The sequence below is a fragment of the Ilumatobacter coccineus YM16-304 genome (assembly GCF_000348785.1).
Classification (GTDB): Bacteria; Actinomycetota; Acidimicrobiia; order Acidimicrobiales; family Ilumatobacteraceae; genus Ilumatobacter_A; species Ilumatobacter_A coccineus.
On sequence record NC_020520.1, the window covers coordinates 3,961,868 to 3,979,367 of the forward strand.

The window sequence follows — 17,500 nt, forward strand, 5'->3', positions numbered from 1 at the left end:
GGATCAGTGCAGCTTCTCGACGAAGAAGTCGAGGACGCGTTCGACGCTGGCGTCGTCGCGCTGCTCGGTGAGCACCGAGTGATCGCTCGCCTTGTTGCTCGGCAGTTCGATCGCGATGAACGCGTCGCCGAGCTTGTCGCGGAGTGTGGCGAACCGGTCGCCGACCAACTTGTCGCCGGTGAACCGCAGTCCGAGCACCTGGCATCCTTGCTGCGCGCGAGCGATGACCGCGGCCTCGTCGTCGGGTGAGAGGTTGAGATCTGCGCTGCGCGCCTTGCCGATCGCGAACGGCGACGACGGCTGCGACAGGACGGGAGCGAGCATGATGTCGTCGACCATCATCCCGAGCGCGAACCCGCCGGAGAAGCACATGCCGACCGCTCCCACACCGGGGCCACCGACCTCGTTGTGGAGATTGCGGGCGAGCGCTCGGAGCCACGAGATGATCGGCGAGGTCTGGTTGAGCGCCATGGTGGTGAATTCCTTCGCCACGCACACCTTCAGGATCGAGGTGAGGCCGTAGACATTGCTCGGTTCCTTGCCGGGGGTGCCGACGAGGTCGGGCATCACGACCGTGAAGCCGCGGTCGACCACCTCGTTCGCGAACGCGGTGACCTTCGGAGTGATGCCGGGGACTTCGTGGACGACGACGACCGCCGGCCCCGACCCCTTGCGATACACGTCCCGGGTGATCCCAGCCGCCGTGAAGTCGGACGTGGCCCAGTCAGCGAGGACCCCGGTACTCATCGATCAGATTCCCTTCAGTGCCTCGAGCGAGGATTCGGCGAGTCGTTCGACCCCGACGCGGAAGTTCTCGAGGATCTCGGGCTCGATCTCCTGGTCACCCATCGCTCCGTGGATGAAGCGAGAGTAGACGCCTTCGGAGATGACGGCGAGCCGCCACGACGAGAACGCGACGTAGTAACCGATGTTCGACAGGTCGAGTCGGGTGCGGTTCGCGTAGCGCTCGAGCAGCTCGGCGTACTTCGGGAATCCTTCGATGCCCGTCGGGTCGTTCGCCCGCATCTGCTCTTCACCGGGATCCGACCAGTAGACGCCGAGGTATCCGACGTCGGCGAGCGGATCGCCGAGCGTGCAGAGTTCCCAGTCGAGGACGCCGACGACCTTGGCAGCCTGTTTGTCGACGAGACAGTTGCCGAAGCGGTAGTCGCCGTGCGCGATGGTGACACTCTGCTGTGCGGGAAGGTTCTCGGCGAGGCGGCGAGCGATCTCGTCGACCGCCGGAAGTTCGCGTGTCTTCGACTTCTCCCACTGCATCGTCCAGCGCTTGACCTGACGTTCGACGTATCCCTCGCGTTTGGCGAGGTTGCCGAGCCCGATCTCGTCGATGTCGACGGCGTGCAGGTCGGCGAGCACGTCGATGAGGTGCTCACCGGCTGCCCGACGCTGGTCGAGGGTCATGTCGAGGGCCTTCTCGACCTCGTCGAGCACGGTGCCCTCGACGTAGCTCATCACGTAGAAGGGGGCGTCGTTGACCGTGTCGTCCTCGCACACGCCGAGCGTGCGTGGCACCGGGACGTCGGTCTGGCCGACCGCAGCGATGATCCGATGTTCTCGAACCATGTCGTGCGCCGACGCCAGCACGTTGCCGGTCGGCGGACGGCGCAGCACGAACTGCACGCCCTTCGAGTCGGTGACGTGGAACGTCAGGTTCGATCGACCACCGGTGATGATCTTGAAGTCATACGGACCGTCGAGCTCGTCGACGTGTTCGTCGAGCCACTTCGTGACGTTCTCGATGTTGATTCCGACCACAGCTTCGTTCACACGACGAACGTAGCCGCCCACCCGATCGTCGACTCAGACGAACATCTCTTTCGCTGCGGTCGACCGTGTTGGCCGCCGGTCAGGGGACGCTGAAGCCACGGCGGAGCGGGAGGAGAATGCTCTCTTCGACGAAGCCGACCGACGCATAGAGGCGCCGAGCCGCGACGTTGCCGACCCGCACGGTGAGGTGTGCGTGCGTGGCCCCCTCGGCGGCACCGCGAGCGACTGCTTCCGACACCAGGCGACGCCCGATGCCGCGGCCGCGCAGGTGGTTCGCCACGGCGAGGTAGTCGATGTAGAGCGAGCCGTCGCTCTGCCGTTCGACGGCGACGTAGCCGGCGACCGCTCCAGTCGTGGACGCGGCGGCGTCGTCGATCACCAGGACACTGCGGCCAGGGGCGTCTTCGACCAGCTTCTCGCCGGTCGTGTGGGTGCCGGGGAACGCAGAGTCGTGGAGTGCCACGACCGAGGCGTGGTGGTGTGGCGCGAGCGCGACGACGCCGCCCTGGTGCTCGTCGGTCGCCCGGTCGCCGTGTTGCTGGCCGGTCGCGGCGAGCGGCGGCGTGCGCAGCATGGCCGATGCCTCTTCGGCGACGAAGCCGTGGCGGCTGGCGAACGATCGCAGCATCGTCGAGCGGTCGTCGATCGCGAGCTCGTGCTCGTCGTAGCGGCCGGTGACGTCGTTCGCTGCGGCGAACAGCTGGTCCATCGTGCCGTCGCGCAACACCGGCGGCAGGCGCTGCTCGTCGGCGACGATCGGCCCCCACCACCACACGCGATCCATGTCGTCGTCGACTTCCGCCACGAGCCAGGCGATGACGTTGCGGGCGTCGTCGAGCGCGACCCACGAGGCGTCGGTCCAGTCACCGCCATTCGGACCGATGACACCGGCGACGTCGGCGGCGATGGCCCCGGCGTCGGCGGCCAGGTAGGCGCAGAAGCGATCGGGGTCTGCCTGCGCGTCGGCGGCGAGCGTCGCCATCTGGTCGAGGTCGGCGACTCGCGCCCGCCGAATCACCACGGTCATGACCCCCCATCAGATCACACCAGCCAGATCACCGCATCAAGAGATCAGCTTGCTGACGGTGCTCAGGGTCGTCGCTCGCAAGGCGCGTGACCACACCACAAGAGCAACCCAGCACCACTCAAGTGTCAGCTCGCTGAGGCGCCGAAAGATCTTCCGAGGTCAAGGAAGCATGAGGCCGAGTTGCCGCCACATCAAGAGATCAGCTCGCTGATGATAAAAGATCAGCTTGCTGACGGTGCTCAGGGGCGTCGCTCGCAAGGCGCGTGGCCGCACCACAAGATCAACCCAGCACCACTCAACGGTCAGCTCGCTGAGGCGCCGAAAGATCTTCCGAGGTCAAGGAAGCATGAGGCCGAGTTGCCTTTGGGCAACGAGCGCTGAGGGCTGACGCAGAGATCGGGAGATCTGGCAAGCCTCAGCCGGGGCGGCCGACACCGGAGACTTTGCTCCAGTTGACGTTGGCGATCTTGACGACGTCGCCGGTCGCCGGGGCGTGCACGAGTTGGCCGCCGCCGAGGTACACGCCGACGTGGCTGATCGGGCTGTAGTAGAAGAGCAGGTCGCCGGGCTGGGCGGCGCCTTGCGACACGTGGGGGATCGAGGCGTATTGCGCTCGCGACTGGTGCGGCAGGTAGACGCCGGCCTTGCCCCAGGCGTACTTGGTGAGGCCGGAGCAGTCGAAGTTGACGCCGGGGATCTCGGTGGCGTAGCGGTACGGCACACCCTGCTGGCTGAGCGCCGCGTTGACGGCGACGCTTGCGAGCGACGACACGGGCGGTGCGCTGGTGCCGCCACCGGAGCTCCCACTGGAGCCGTTGTCGGTGCTGGAGCCGCTGCCGGAGCTGCCGCTTCCCGAGCTCGTCGAGGTCGAGCCGCTGTCACTGTTCGACGAGGAGTTTCCGCTGTTGCTCGAGCTCCCGGAGTTGCTGGAGCTGCCGGAGTTGTTGCTGGCCTGGTTGGCGGCAACGGTGGCTTCGTACTGTGCCTGGACTGCGGCGGCTGCTGCGGCGGCGCGACGCTGTTCTTCTTCGGCGATCGCCTCGCCGAGTTCTTGTTCGGCGGTGACTCGGGCGGCTTGGTAGTCGAGCTTGAGCTGCTCGGTCTCTTCCTGGGCCGAGATGAGCGAGGCGGCGAGTTGCTGAGCCTGCTGGTTCTTCTTCTCGAGGTCGGCGCGGTCGGCTTCGAGGTCGGCGACGAAGGCGTCGAGTTCGTCGGTGGTGATGTCGCCGGCGCTGAGTGCGACTCGTGCGAGTTCCTCGCGTTGCAGGACGTCGTTGATGTCGGCGGAGTCTTCGAAGAGCGGTCCGAGGGTGGCGCCGCCGGCGCCGACGAACGACCGGATCGCCATGTCGCCGAGGTCGGCACGCAGCGTCGAGAGCTCGGCTTCCTTGTCGACGATGGTGGCTTGCAGTGCCACGATCTCGTCGGCGAGGCGGGCTTGCTCGTCGAGCGATTCGACGTAGTCCTCGCTGATCTGCAGGGTGCGTTCTTCGAGACGTTCGAGTTCGTCGACGATCTGTTCGACGCGCTGCCGCTTCTGCTCGACGGTGCCGGCTGCGGCGACGCTGGGATGGATCGCTGGCACGACGAGGGTGATCATCAGTGCGATCGGCGCAAGGCGCAGGAACTGCTTCATAGCGAAGTCAAACCCTAGCGAATATGACGAACTTGTTGCGAAACGCCAACGAAAAGTCAGAGTCCCCTGTCACACCCGATTTCCGGCCGCTTCTCCCCCACGCCCACCACCGGCCGCCCACGCTGCCCAGCAACGCGCCAGAGGATGATTTCTGCCCAGGCCAAAAGTCGTCGCGACAGGATGATTTCTGCCCAGGCCAAAAGTCGTCGCGACAGGATGATTTTCGCCCAGGCCAAATGTCGTCGCGAATCACCGAAAGCGAAGGAGCTCCGGCGACGCCCAACTCGGCGCAGCGACGAGTCGAACCCGAGTCGAGCGGCAGCGAGTCCGGGCGTCAGCCCGGAGAAAGAATGAGCAGCGACGGAGTCGCTGCTCATGACCGAGGAACGAGTGAATGCGACGCCCCACTCGGCGCAGCGACGAGTCGAACACGTGTCGAGCGCAGCGAGTCCGGGCGTCAGCCCGGAGAAAGAGTGAGCCTCGACGGAGTCGAGGAGGGAGCGACGAAGGAGCTCCGGCCGGCGGAGCCGGCCCTCACTCCCATTCGATCGTGCCGGGGGGCTTGCTGGTGATGTCGTAGACGACGCGGTTGACGCCGTCGACTTCGTTGATGATGCGTTGCGACATCACCTCGAGCGTCTCGTACGGGATGCGCGCCCAGTCGGCGGTCATGGCGTCCTCGCTCGTGACCGCACGGATGACGACCGGGTTGCCGTAGGTGCGTTCGTCGCCCATCACGCCGACCGAGCGGACGTCGGCGAGCAGCGCGGCGTACGACTGCCAGATCTCGCGTTCGAGTCCGGCGTTCTTCAGTTCTTCGCGCACGATCGCGTCGGCTTCCTGGAGCAGGGCGACGCGTTCGGGTGTGACTTCGCCGATGATGCGGACGCCGAGGCCCGGGCCGGGGAACGGTTGGCGCCACACCATCTCGTCGGGGAGCCCGAGTTCGGTGCCGAGCGCCCGCACTTCGTCTTTGAAGAGGTCGCGCAGCGGTTCGATGAGTTCGAGTTCCATGTCGTCGGGGAGCCCGCCGACGTTGTGGTGGCTCTTGATCACCGATGCGGTGCCGTCGGTGCCACCCGACTCGATGAGGTCGGGGTACAGCGTTCCCTGCACGAGGAACTTGGCGTCACGCAGACCGCCGGTGTGCTTCTCGAACACGCGGATGAACTGCTCCCCGATCGCCTTGCGCTTCGCTTCGGGTTCGGTCACGCCGGCGAGCGCGGCGAAGAACTGTTCGCTGGCGTCGACGTGGATCAACTCGAGGCCCATGTTGCGGCCGTACGTCTCGACGACTTGAGCGCTCTCGTTCTTGCGCATGAGTCCGGTGTCGACGTAGATGCAGGTGAGTTGATGACCGATCGCCTGATGCACGAGTGCCGCGGCGACCGACGAGTCGACCCCGCCGGAGAGTGCGCAGATGACGCGTTCGTCGCCGACCTGTTCACGGATGAGGGCGACCTGTTCTTCGATGACCGACGCCATCGCCCAGTCGGAGGCGATGCCGGCTCGCTCGTGGAGGAAGCGGGCCATCGCCTGCATGCCGAACGGCGAGTGGACGACCTCGGGGTGGAACTGGACGCCGTAGATCTTGCGCTCGTCGTTCTCGAGGACGGCGACCGGCGCTCCCGGTGACGTGGCCGTGCCGACGAAGCCGTCGGGCAGCACGGTGATGCCGTCGAAGTGGCTCATCCAGCATTCGTGAGCGCCGGGAGCATCGTCGGGGAGGATCAGGGAGTCACCGGTTCGTTCGAGGACAGTGCGCCCGTACTCTCCCGCCATGCCGCGGCCGACGACGCCGCCGAGTTGTTGTGCGATGAGCTGCGCGCCGTAGCAGATGCCGAGCATCGGGATGCCGAGGTCGTAGATCGCCGGGTCGAGCGACGGGGCGCCCTCGACGTGCACGCTGGCGGGGCCTCCGGAGAGGATGATCGCGGCGGGTGCCCGCTCGGCGATCTCGTCTGCGGTGATCCGGTTGGGGACGATCTCGGAGAAGACGCTGAGCTCGCGCACGCGGCGGGCGATGAGCTGTGCGTACTGGGCTCCGAAGTCGACGACCAGCACGGTCGGGCGATCGTCGGACGCGGATGTCGTGGGAGATGAGGGCGACGGCGGTTGACTCAAGGCATGCATCGTAGAGCCGGAAGCGCCTGGCTGACCAGGTTCGTGGTCTCGCTCGTCGCATTGTTCACGCTCGGCGGATCCCCCACGGCCCTCGCGTCGAACGAGGAGCCCGTCGATCGCCCGCCGGTGACGGTGAGCGAGTTCATTCCCGACCAGACGAACCTGAGCGATTGCGTCGGCCTCGTCGAGAAGCCGGGCTGCGGCAGCGAGGCGCGCGGCGGGGCGGGGCAGACCGCGGTGTTCATCGCGCTGGTCCTGGGTCTCGGCCTCGTCATCTGGCGCATCTCGGTCGGCGTGCGCGCCAATCGAGCCCGGTAGCGCTCGTCAGGGAGGAGCGCTCCCTTCGCCGCCAGGTCTCGGCTCGCGTCACCCACATGTGGCCGAGCGGTCGAGCATCGAATAGAACTGAGCGTGACCGAGAGATCGATGACCGCCGTGGCGGTCGACCACAGGAGACGCCATGACCACCACCTTCAACGCACTCGTCGTCCGTGAGGCCGAGGAGGGCAACCCGAAGTCGGCGGCAGCCGCCATCGAGCAACTCTCCGACGCCGACCTGCCGACCTACGGCGACTCCGACGTCACCGTCGACATCGACTACTCCTCGCTGAACTACAAGGACGGCATGGCGCTCACCGGTAAGGGGCGCATCATCCGTTCGTTCCCGATGGTTCCGGGCATCGACTTCTCCGGCACCGTGTCGGCGTCCGACTCCGATCGTTTCGCCGTGGGCGACGAGGTGATCCTCACCGGTTGGGCCGTCGGCGAGCGCTACTGGGGTGGCTATTCGCAGCGTCAGCGCGTGAAGTCGGACTGGCTCGTGAAGCGTCCGTCGGGTCTGTCGAGCGAGCAGGCGATGGGCATCGGCACGGCGGGCCTCACCGCGATGCTCTGTGTGCTCGGGCTCGAGGACGGGGGCGTGCAGTCCGGCGACGGACCGATCGTGGTCACCGGTGCTGCGGGTGGCGTCGGCAGCACGGCCGTCGCGATCCTGGCGCACCTGGGCTACGAGGTCACGGCCGTGACGGGCCGTCCCGAGCAGCAGGACTACCTGCGCGGCCTCGGCGCATCGTCGTTCCTCACCCGCGCCGAGATGTCGGAGGAGCCCAAGCCGCTCGAGTCGGAGACGTGGGCCGGAGCGGTCGACACCGTCGGCTCCACGATGCTCGCGAAGGTGCTCGCACAGACGAAGCACTCGGGCGTCGTCACGGCATGCGGGCTCGCCGGCGGTGTCGATCTGCCGACCACGGTGATGCCGTTCATCCTGCGCAACGTCCGACTGCAGGGCATCGACTCGGTCATGGCTCCGATCGAGGCACGTGACGCGGCGTGGGCTCGGCTCGCCACCGATCTTCCCGCCGATCAGCTCGCCGCGATGACCGAGGTGGTGCCGATGAGCGAGATCATCGAACAGGGCCCGAAGATCATGGCCGGCCAGGTCCGCGGCCGAGTCGTCGTCGACCCGAACCACTGAGTCGCGCTGCTCGGAGCAGCTCACTCAGCTGCGTGCCCACCCGTTGCGGCGAGTACCGATCTCTGAGTTCGGGGGCCAACGATTCGGCGCGCGCCGACAGATCGCTGGCTGAGCCACCGATCACGGATCGCAACAGGTCGACGGCTGCGTCGAGATCGGCGTACGCCCATTCGGTCCCGACCTCGAACAATCTCCGGTTTCGGTGAGCGGTCGGCACCCGGCGGTACGGCAGGAGCCCCGGGTAGTTTTCGCCGAGGTAGTCGACCTGGCCACCGAACCCGGTGATGATGACCGGTGTGCCGAGCGACGCGGCGTCGAATGCCCCGAGGCCCCATCCTTCCGACGACGTCAGCGACAGCGAGCAGGCCGAACGCTGCGCGAGTCCGAGCATCTGCGCGTCCGTCCACGTTCCGGTGTCGTAGAACACGATCGGCGGATCGCGGAACTCCTGCACGATCCGCTCGATCGACTCGATCACGCCGACGTCTCCCCCCGGCCACTCGACGCAGTACGGCGACGTCTTCACGACGAGCGCGACGGAATCGGCGCTCGTGAAAGCTCGGCAGAAGGCATCGATCGCACGGTCTGGTCGTTTGCGCCAGTCCCAGGCCGACACGAGCGACACGATCGCGAGGTCGTCCGGGATCGACAGGGGGATCGAGTCGGGTTCGATGTCGATCACCACGTGCGGAACGACGTGGACGGGTCGGTCGAACGCCCGCTGGAACGCGCGCCGATTCCACTCGGTCGGCACCCAGAACTCGTCGACCTCCGACATCTCGTCGAGCCATGCGTGTGGGATGTCGTCGAGTTCGAAGACGCTGTGGCCGATCTGGTGCACCGGCGCCACGGCGCGAGCCACCTCGTTCCACGCTCCCGGCACGACGTGATGCACCAGGATCTCGCCAGCAACCGGGGGACCACGCAGGTCTCGGAGCCACTGGTCGACGCCATCGCCGACCGAGGCTCGCCCGAGCGGAGCCGGCCCGAGCGGTTCCCACACGATGTCGAGATCGGGGTCCTCGACCGACAGCAAGGCCCGAAGTGCCCGTCGAGCGGCGACGCCGACACCGACCGGTGTCCACTCACACGCGTACCGAACCCGGTTCGCCATCGGCGGATACGGTAACCGAGCGTGAACGTCGCCTTCGTGACCTCGGTGACTCCAGACGACGACGATGCCTCGAAGCGTCGAACGTTCTGGCGACGTGCGCTCTCTCGGTTCGGCACCCTCACGACGATCGTCATCGACGTCGACGCCGGCACCGTCGATCACGATCTGCCGAACAGGTCAGCCGACGAACTCGGAGACGTCGTTGCCATCGCTCGGTTCGAACTCGCTCACGACATCCATCCGCTGCGTGCGCGCCGCGCCCCCGAATACCTCGGAGCGCGCTGGGTCCATGAACTCGACCCCTTCGACCTGATCGTCGGAGCGTCGGCCGACCTGGCCCCGTTCTGCTTCGGACTCGCATCGACCGGAGACATCCCCGTCGTCCTCGATCTCGCGGCTGGAAGCATCGCCGTCGGCGACGAGCACGCTCGCTATCAGCACCTCCTCGCCGAGGTTCGTCGGCGGTGCGATCTCGTCGTCGACACCGCCATCGCCGATGGAACGATCACGTGCGCCGGATTCGTCGACGTCGAACGCCTGCTCTCTCCACCGATCGGGCCTCGCCGACTTCCCGGGGCCATCGCCACCGAGACCGCCGACGGCGTGGTCGTCGAGGCTCCCGATCGCGGACTCCGCCACCGCCTCGACCCGCTGTCGGCGATCGTGTATTCGTTGGCCGACGGACGCACCTCCGCCGGCGACATCGTCGATGTGCTCGCGGGCGCGTTCTCGATCACGACCGATGTGGCGTTGCGCCGTTTCCACCTCGCGCTCGACCAGCTCGCCACGGCGCGACTCGTGACCGACGATCCCGAGCTCGAGCTGACGACGCTCAGCTTCAGCGGTCGCAGGTTCCGCGTCAGGCACGCGACGATCGATCACTTCGTCGCGCATCACGTCCACTCCGGCAGCGAGTACGGCATTCCGGAGCGCCTGACGCCCGGCACCGTGGCGATCGACATCGGGGCACACATCGGTTCGTTCAGCGCACGGATGATCGACTCGGGAGCCGATCACGTCCTTGCGCTCGAACCTCAGCCCGACAACTACCGCATGGCGACGATCAACCTCGCCGCCGAGATCGAACAGGGTCTCGTCGACCTTCGACAGGCGGCGATCTGGAGCCCTCCGTCGGGTCAACCGATCGCGATCGGCGCGGCCCCCACGTATGCCGAGCCCGGCCGTCGGGTCCACGTCAACACGGGAGGCCACTCGCCGCGGCCGATCATCGCCGACACGCAGCAACTCGCAGCCGGCGAGGTCGTGGTCGCATCGGTTTCACTCGACGAGTTGATCACGGAGTTGCGCGACGGTGTGGCCCCCGACGCCCCGATCTGGCTGAAACTGGACTGCGAAGGAGGCGAATGGCCGGCCCTCGAAACCGCCGAACGTCTCGATCAGGTCGACACGATCGTGGGCGAGTTGCATCTCGACGGCGAGTCGACGCCCGACCGTGTGCGGCGCGTCGTCGACCGACTGGAGCGATTCGGTTTCGACGTCACGATCACCGACGACGTCGATGCCCCTTCGCTGCTCGGATTGCGAGCGACTCGGGCCTGACTACGGGCTGCGACGCTTCGCACGCGCTGCCAACGCCATCGACTTCGTCCGCCAGGCGAAGTCGCCGGGTCGCGCCGCCGCAGCCGTCGCTGCCGTGGCCGCCGCGCCGACCATGTCATCGATCTCGATCTGGCACTCGACGAGCAGCTCCCACGCCCAGTCGGTGAACATCGCGTTGTTGTAGGCGAGCGAGTCGTCGATCGGGTCGAGACCGACGGCGAGCAACGCCTGGAGATGCGGGATCGCCGCATCGGGTCGGCCGTGCGACGCGTGATTCTTCGCTGCGAGCCAGTCGAGCGTCCGGTACCACGGACACACCTCGCTCATCTCGCCGACGAGATCGCTCACGTCGTGCCCATTGGCCAACAGATGCAACCCCAAGCCGGCGTAACAGAGCACGTCGGTTCGATCCACGAGTCCCTTCGCCCGAATGACCTCGATCCCCGTGGTCCAGGCCTGCCGAGCGCCGGCCATGTCGCCGAGCGCTTCGCGAATGTTGCCGAGGTGATTCCACAGATACACACGATCCGGGGTCTCGCTCACCCGCTGCTCCAGCAGTGGAAGGTTGCGGCGGTGCTTTGCCGTCTGATCGCCTTCGTATCCGTAGTGAGTCAGACGAAACAACGCGGAGTCGTCGATCGTCAAGCCCTCAGCCGCGGCCACCCGCTGGATGTCGGGGACCATCGTCTCGTGGATCCGGCCGGCGAAACGGATGTCGGGACGGTGACGCCACAACCGGAACTCGCGGTACGGCGACCAGATCGGCCGCGCCCGAAACCACACCCGCAAGGCGATCGAGTCGGTCGCTCGTTCGAGTTCGTCGCGCAACGCGTCGGCATCGCTGGCGTCGAGTCGCTCGTCGGCGTCGATGTAGAGGATCCAGCGACCGGTTGCGAGGTCGAGTGCCGTGTTTCGAGCCGCCGAGAAGTCACCGTCCCAGGGACGGGTCGTCTGGACCGCGCCGAACGACGCCGCCACCGCCACCGAGTCGTCGGTGCTGCCGGTGTCGACCACGACGATCTCGTCGCACACGTCGGTGATCGACGCGAGGCAGGTCCGGAGGAAGTCGGCCTCGTCTCGAACGATGATCGCAGCCGACAGCAGCGGACGCGAACCCATGATCGGAGCCGGGTTCAGCTCGTTTCGGGCAACCGCACGTCGACCTGAGCCGCCGACACGGCGATCGGATCGGTCGCGACCGCCGCACCCGACCGGGCCTCGACGACGTAGTCACCCGCGGGGACGGTGGCCGGAATCGTGATCTGCGCGGAGTATTCGCCGTCGGAGTTCGTGGTCGTGGTCCCGAGCACGATGACCGTCTCGCCGCTGGCACCGAGCACGAGCGTGAAGGTGACTTCGGAGTTCGGCGGCATGTTCTCGCCGTTGGCGGTGATCGTTCCACCCGCCGGGACGCTCGGCGGTGCGTCGACGGTTGCCGGCGCCGTCGTCGGCGGAGCGGTCGTCGTCGATGCCGCCGTCGTGGTCGTCGCAGCAATCGTGGTCGGCGCTGCGGTCGTGGTCGGCGCTGCCGTCGTGGTCGGCGCTGCCGTCGTGGTCGGTGCGGCGGTCGTCGGCGGTGCGATCGTGGTCGACGATGTGTTGCCACCGCCACCGGTGTTGCCACCGCCGCCAGTGTTGCCACCGCCGCCAGTGTTGCCACCGCCGCCAGTGTTGCCACCGCCGCCAGTGTTGCCACCGCCGCCAGTGTTGCCACCGCCACCGGTGTTGCTTCCGCTGCCGATCGCCCCGGCATCGAAACCGGGTGGCGTCAGGCGAAGCGTCGGCACCGTGGCCGAGCCCCCGGCGAGCGAATACGACACGACGGTCGGAATGGTCACGACGCCGGCGATCGCTGCCATACGAGCGATGAACGCCCGTCGTTCCATTTCTTCGCCGACCGGCTCGAACTCGATGTCACTCATTGTCGCTGACCCTCCCACGCGTCACTCATCGGCACCGTAACCGATCGCGCCTGCTCAGCCGCGGTCCACAGGACCAGCGCTCGATATCGTCGCACCCGATGACACCTGACGATTTTCGCCGCCACGGCCACGAGATGGTCGACTGGATCGCCGACTTCCTGGACGGCGTCGGGTCGGAACGGGTCTTCCCCGACGTCAGCCCCGGCGATGTCCGGTCGCAACTGCCCGAGCACCCGCCGACCGAGCCGGAGTCGTTCGACGCCGTCATGGCCGACCTCGAACACATCATCGTGCCGGGTCTGACGCAATGGCAGCATCCCGGCTTCTTCGCGTGGTTCCCGTCGAACACCTCGTACCCGTCGATCCTCGGTGAGCTCATGGCCGCTGGTCTCGGCATCAACGCGATGGCGTGGGCGACCTCGCCGGCCGCCACCGAACTCGAAACGCTCATGGTCGACTGGATGCACGAACTGCTCGGACTTCCCGCTCGGTTCCACTCGCAGAGCGAGCACGGTGGTGGCGTGATCCAGGGCAGCGCGAGCGAGGCCACGCTCGTCGCCATGCTCGCTGCACGCTGGAAGGTGACCAACGGCGACGTCAACGCCGACGGCGACACGACCCGACTCGTCGGCTACGCCACCTCTCAAGCTCACTCGAGCATCGAGAAGGGGTTCCGCATCGCCGGCATCGGCACCGACCATCTTCGCGTCGTCGAGCACGACGACTCGTTCGCGATGCGCCCCGAGTCGTTGCGCGAGCTCATCGCCGCCGACCGCGCCGCCGGGCTCACGCCGTTCTTCGTCTGCGCGACGAACGGCACCACCTCGTCGATGGCGTTCGACCCGATCGAGCAGATCGCCGACGTGTGCGAACGCGACGAGGTGTGGCTCCACGTCGACGCCGCCATGTCCGGAATCGCCGCGCTCGAACCCGAGTACCGCTGGGTCAACGATGGGCTCGACCGCGTCGATTCGTACTCGACCAACCCACACAAGTGGATGGGCATCAACTTCGACTGCAACCTGTTCTGGACCGCCGACCGCGCCTCACTGATCGGGGCGCTGAGCATCCTGCCGCCCTACCTCCAGTCGGCGGCCGCCGAAGCGGGCGCAGCGATCGACTACCGCGACTGGCAGGTGCCGCTCGGCCGACGGTTCCGAGCGCTCAAGCTCTGGTTCGCACTCCGCACCGACGGGGTCGAGCCAACCAAACAGATGATTCGCCGGCAGGTCGGTTGGACGCAGCAACTCGCCGCCCTCGTCGGCGCCGACGACCGTTTCGACATCGTCGCACCGCACCCGCTGAACCTGCTCTGCATCGCCCGCCGAGGCGCGACCATCGACGAGTCCAATGCGCTCACCGACGCCCTCATCGACGCCGCCAACGCGACCGGAACGGTGCTGTTCACCCGAACGGTGCTCGACGGTCGCTCGACGTTGCGCGTGTCGATCGGCGCCTCAGCGACGACGTTCGACGACGTCGCCGACGCGTGGCAGCTGCTCAGCGAACTGGCGAACAGCGCGTCGTCGACACCTGACTGACGCGCTCGCTACTCGTGTCGGATGTGCAGGTCCGGCAGGCCCCAACACGCGATCCCCATGTCGTTGGCCATGATCGCGAGACCCTCGGTCTCGATCTCACCGAGTTCGTCGCGTCCGACCAACGACGGATCGGTGCGAACGCGTGAGTTGAAGATGCCATGTCGATAGGCCGGCCAGATGAGGCCGTCGCGGTGACGGTCGGCGTTGACGAGCAGCATCGTCCCGCCGACTGCGTGGAGTTCGACGAGCCCGGTCCCCGCGTAGTCGTCGAGATGGAAGAGGCCCTGGTCGGTCCAGGCGTTGAGGTCGAACAACGCACCCTTCGAGTCGAAGCAGTTCGGGTGCACGACGTCCTCGCCCACCGCGAGCAGTTGCGCGATGACGTCTGACGGGAAGTCGACGACGTCGCCGTCGAGCCAGAGCGCCCACTCGGCGTCACCGAGACCGCGAGACAGGAGCTGATTGCGACTCTTCGCCAACACGGTCCGTCGATCGACCTGATGCCGCGCGTCCGACCTCTCAACGTCCTCCGGCATCCGGTATCCGAAATCGCGCTCGAACACCGACCACCTGATCCCGGCATCGGTGAGCCGTTCGAACTCTGAACGGAACGCGGCCGCGGTGCCGTCGACGCTGTCGCTGACGAGCACGGCGACCGACAGACGCTCGGCCGGGTGTTCCAAGCCGAGGATCCGGTCGACATACGCGGGAGCCCGGTGTGCCGAGTCCTTCAGCGGAGTCAGCACGACCACCTCGGGCGGCTCCGCCGAAACGGTGGCTGTCGAGGCGCGAACGGTCGACGATGGCCGAACTCGCTCTGGGCACGCGCCGAGCGCGGCCGCCGCCACGCTGTCGGCGGAGTAGCGGTCGCGGAGCTCGGGTCCGAGCTGCTTCGCTCGATCGAGCAGCGCTGTCGCTGATCCGTCGACGACGCTGCGCAACACGTCGATCGCGGCATCGATGTCGGCGTGTGCCCACCGCGTCCCGCGCTCGAAGAGCGTCGTGTCGGCGTGGTACGTCGGGACCATCTCGAACGGGATCAGGCCCGGGTAGTCGGTGCCGAGGTATTCGACGTGACCGCCGTACCCGGTGATGATCGCGGGCACACCGAGCGACGCTGCATCGAACGCGGCCAGCCCCCAGCCCTCCGACGCCGTGAGCGACAACGTGCACGCCGACCGTTCGAGCAGCCCGGCGATCTCGGCATCGCTCCACGTCGCCGTCTCGACGAGCACCCGCGGAGCATCGGGATAGCGGCTCAACAGCGCGGCGATCATCTGAGCCGGCGACTCCGGCAAGCCCGGCCACTGCATGCTGTGGGGCCACGTCTTGACGACCAGCACGACATCGTCGGCTGCGGTGAACGCTCGACAGAACGCCTCGATCGCCCGATCGGGACGCTTGCGCCAATCCCACGCCGACACGACCGTGACGATGGCGACCCCGTCGGGAATGGTGATCGGAGGCGCACACGGCTCGACGAGCTCGATCGCGTGCGGCACGACGTGGACCGGCTTGTCGAACGCTCGCTCGAAGGTCCGACGATTCCACTCCGTCGGGACCCAGAACTCATCGACGCACGACATCTCGAAGCGCCACTGCAGCGGGAGGTCTTCGAGCTCCCACACCGAGTGTCCGATTCGGTGTCGGGCCGGCAACGATTCGGACACCGACGACCACTTCGCCGGCACGCTGTGCAAGACGAGTACGTCGTCGGGAGATTCGGGTCGGCGCAGCGCCCTCATCCACGCCGGCGCCGCCGACGAGTCGAGCGCGCGATCACGACCAGGGCCGCCCAGGGCGACGAGCGGCTCCCACGCCACGTCGGCGCCGGCCGCCACGAGCGAGCGGATGCAACGCTGAGCAGCAACGCCGATGCCGGCCGGCGTCCACTCGCACGCGTAGCGAATTCGATCCGGCACGATCGGTAGGTTAACGATCGTGCGGATCGCCCTCGCAACTCCGTTCGACCCCGGTTTGGCCGGCAACGGATCATCGTTGCGCGCTCGTTTCTGGCGCGAAACGCTCGCCGAGATGGGCGACCTCACGACGTTCGTGGTCCCGGTCAGCACCCCGTCCCCGGTCGTCGACGCTCAACCCGAGCTCGGCGAGTTCCGGGTCGTCGAGCCGATGCCGATCGAGAACGCGGTGTTCCCAGAGCGCTCGCTGCTCGCGTCGGAGTACCTCGGCGTCCTGACCGGGGAGACCGCTCCACCCTTCGATCTGATCGTCGGCTTTCGTTCGTATCTCGGACCGTTCGCCGTGGGTCTGCGCGGCGGCTCGCCGGCGTGCCTCGTCGTCGACCTCGACGACGACGATGTGGCGTTCCACGACTCGCGTGGCGAACACGACCTCGCCCGACAGCACCGCGTGATGATCGACTGGTTCGCTCCGCACACCGACCTCCTCGTCAGCGCGTCGGGATTCGGGTCGACCGCGATCGTGCCGAACGTCGCCCCGAGCTCGCCCGTCGCCGAGCCGGCCGCTCCCCCGACTCACCCGCCGATTGTCACGATGTTCGGCAACCTCGACTACGCGCCGAATCGTGACGCAGCGCGTTGGCTCAGCACCGAGGTCTGGCCGCTCGTGTCACGCCTGGTCCCCGACGCCGAACTCGTCGTGTGCGGCACCGGCAGCGACGACCTCGACCACGGCATCGGCTTCGTCGACGATCTCGGCGCTCTACTCGAGCGTTCGAGGTGCACCGTCGCCCCGATCCTCAGCGGCTCGGGAACGCGCATCAAGATCCTCGAATCGTGGGCGCACGGCGTGCCCGTCGTGACGACGAGTCTCGGCGTCGAAGGCCTCGACGCTCGAGACGGCGTCCACGTGCTCGTCGCCGACGACGCTGCGTCGTTCGCAGTGCGCATCGTCGACCTGCTCGACGACCCGGCGATGCGAGCGTCGCTGAGCCGAAGCGGCCTCGAACTCGTGGCCGACCGCTACGCGAAGCCGCATGTGGCGACCGCGGCACGCGAACTGCTCGACCAGACGGTTCGACGGTCGATCCGTCGCCCCGGGCCGGCACAGGCGGACGATCTCGACCTCGCGGAGGCCGACGACGGCCTGGTCGTGTTCGAACCCACGGCTTCGGCCGCGCATCACCTCAATCCGTCGGCAGCGGTCGTGTTCATGCTCTGCGACGGTGCCACCGACGCGGTCACGATCGCCGAGCGATATGCCGAGACCTTCGGGCTCGACGAGCCACCACTGGCGCAGGTCGTTCGCACGATCGACGACCTCGTTCACAAGCGCCTCCTCGAACCCGCCTCCTGGACCGTAGCCCCGACGCCTCGGCAGTGAGTCGTCGCGGT

General features: G+C 67.3%; 14 protein-coding genes. 5 read left to right on the plus strand and 9 right to left on the minus strand.

Features of this window, described 5'->3' with window-relative positions; genetic code table 11:
- Positions 1 to 3: 3 nt before the first annotated feature.
- From YM304_RS17655 to guaA, 5 genes are all read right to left on the minus strand, one after another.
- Positions 4 to 747: a dienelactone hydrolase family protein gene (locus tag YM304_RS17655; protein ID WP_015443081.1), complete on the minus strand. Its 744-nt coding sequence runs from the start codon at positions 745 to 747 to the stop codon at positions 4 to 6.
- Between the two features lie 3 nt (positions 748 to 750).
- On the minus strand, positions 751 to 1,788 hold the full coding sequence (locus YM304_RS17660) for a phosphotransferase family protein (RefSeq protein WP_197536901.1): 1,038 nt from the start codon (positions 1,786 to 1,788) through the stop codon (positions 751 to 753).
- A gap of 79 nt (positions 1,789 to 1,867) precedes the next feature.
- Positions 1,868 to 2,815: a GNAT family N-acetyltransferase gene (locus YM304_RS22985; RefSeq protein ID WP_015443083.1), complete on the minus strand. Its 948-nt coding sequence runs from the start codon at positions 2,813 to 2,815 to the stop codon at positions 1,868 to 1,870.
- 415 nt (positions 2,816 to 3,230) lie between these two features.
- Positions 3,231 to 4,451, minus strand: a complete 1,221-nt coding sequence (locus YM304_RS22990) for a C40 family peptidase (RefSeq protein WP_015443084.1) — start codon at positions 4,449 to 4,451, stop codon at positions 3,231 to 3,233.
- Between the two features lie 534 nt (positions 4,452 to 4,985).
- Positions 4,986 to 6,575, minus strand: a complete 1,590-nt coding sequence (gene guaA / locus YM304_RS17675) for a glutamine-hydrolyzing GMP synthase (RefSeq protein WP_015443086.1) — start codon at positions 6,573 to 6,575, stop codon at positions 4,986 to 4,988.
- 42 nt (positions 6,576 to 6,617) lie between these two features.
- Between guaA and YM304_RS17680 the strand changes: the two genes are divergently transcribed.
- Both YM304_RS17680 and acuI read left to right on the plus strand, forming a co-directional pair.
- Positions 6,618 to 6,893 carry a hypothetical protein gene (locus YM304_RS17680; RefSeq protein ID WP_041298415.1) on the plus strand — a complete coding sequence of 92 codons (276 nt, stop codon included), beginning with the start codon at positions 6,618 to 6,620 and terminating at the stop codon, positions 6,891 to 6,893.
- 142 nt (positions 6,894 to 7,035) lie between these two features.
- On the plus strand, positions 7,036 to 8,049 hold the full coding sequence (gene acuI, locus YM304_RS17685) for an acrylyl-CoA reductase (NADPH) (RefSeq protein WP_015443088.1): 1,014 nt from the start codon (positions 7,036 to 7,038) through the stop codon (positions 8,047 to 8,049).
- On the opposite strand, the gene YM304_RS17690 is transcribed toward acuI, so the two are convergent.
- Entirely contained in the window at positions 8,000 to 9,163 is a 1,164-nt protein-coding gene (locus YM304_RS17690) for a glycosyltransferase (protein ID WP_015443089.1), read from the minus strand. The two genes, acuI and YM304_RS17690, sit on opposite strands and share 50 nt — an antisense overlap.
- A gap of 21 nt (positions 9,164 to 9,184) precedes the next feature.
- On the opposite strand from YM304_RS17690, the gene YM304_RS17695 reads away from it, so the two are divergent.
- Positions 9,185 to 10,723 carry an FkbM family methyltransferase gene (locus YM304_RS17695; RefSeq protein ID WP_015443090.1) on the plus strand — a complete coding sequence of 513 codons (1,539 nt, stop codon included), beginning with the start codon at positions 9,185 to 9,187 and terminating at the stop codon, positions 10,721 to 10,723.
- Here YM304_RS17695 and YM304_RS22995 read toward each other — a convergent pair whose 3' ends face one another.
- Together YM304_RS22995 and YM304_RS17705 are read right to left on the minus strand one after the other, a co-directional pair.
- Positions 10,724 to 11,842, minus strand: coding sequence for a glycosyltransferase (locus YM304_RS22995; RefSeq protein WP_015443091.1), 1,119 nt, complete (start codon positions 11,840 to 11,842; stop codon positions 10,724 to 10,726).
- Positions 11,843 to 11,856: 14 nt separating this feature from the next.
- Positions 11,857 to 12,645, minus strand: coding sequence for a hypothetical protein (locus YM304_RS17705; protein WP_015443092.1), 789 nt, complete (start codon positions 12,643 to 12,645; stop codon positions 11,857 to 11,859).
- A 98-nt stretch (positions 12,646 to 12,743) separates the two neighbouring features.
- Here YM304_RS17705 and YM304_RS17710 point away from each other — a divergent pair, with 98 nt between their 5' ends.
- Positions 12,744 to 14,186 (plus strand): pyridoxal phosphate-dependent decarboxylase family protein, encoded by a 1,443-nt coding sequence (locus tag YM304_RS17710; protein WP_015443093.1) that lies wholly within the window; start codon positions 12,744 to 12,746, stop codon positions 14,184 to 14,186.
- An 8-nt stretch (positions 14,187 to 14,194) separates the two neighbouring features.
- Here the strand turns inward: YM304_RS17710 and YM304_RS17715 are convergent, their stop codons facing one another.
- Positions 14,195 to 16,108 (minus strand): hypothetical protein, encoded by a 1,914-nt coding sequence (locus tag YM304_RS17715; RefSeq protein ID WP_015443094.1) that lies wholly within the window; start codon positions 16,106 to 16,108, stop codon positions 14,195 to 14,197.
- A 19-nt stretch (positions 16,109 to 16,127) separates the two neighbouring features.
- On the opposite strand from YM304_RS17715, the gene YM304_RS23000 reads away from it, so the two are divergent.
- Positions 16,128 to 17,489 carry a PqqD family peptide modification chaperone gene (locus YM304_RS23000; protein WP_015443095.1) on the plus strand — a complete coding sequence of 454 codons (1,362 nt, stop codon included), beginning with the start codon at positions 16,128 to 16,130 and terminating at the stop codon, positions 17,487 to 17,489.
- The last annotated feature ends 11 nt before the right edge of the window (positions 17,490 to 17,500 follow it).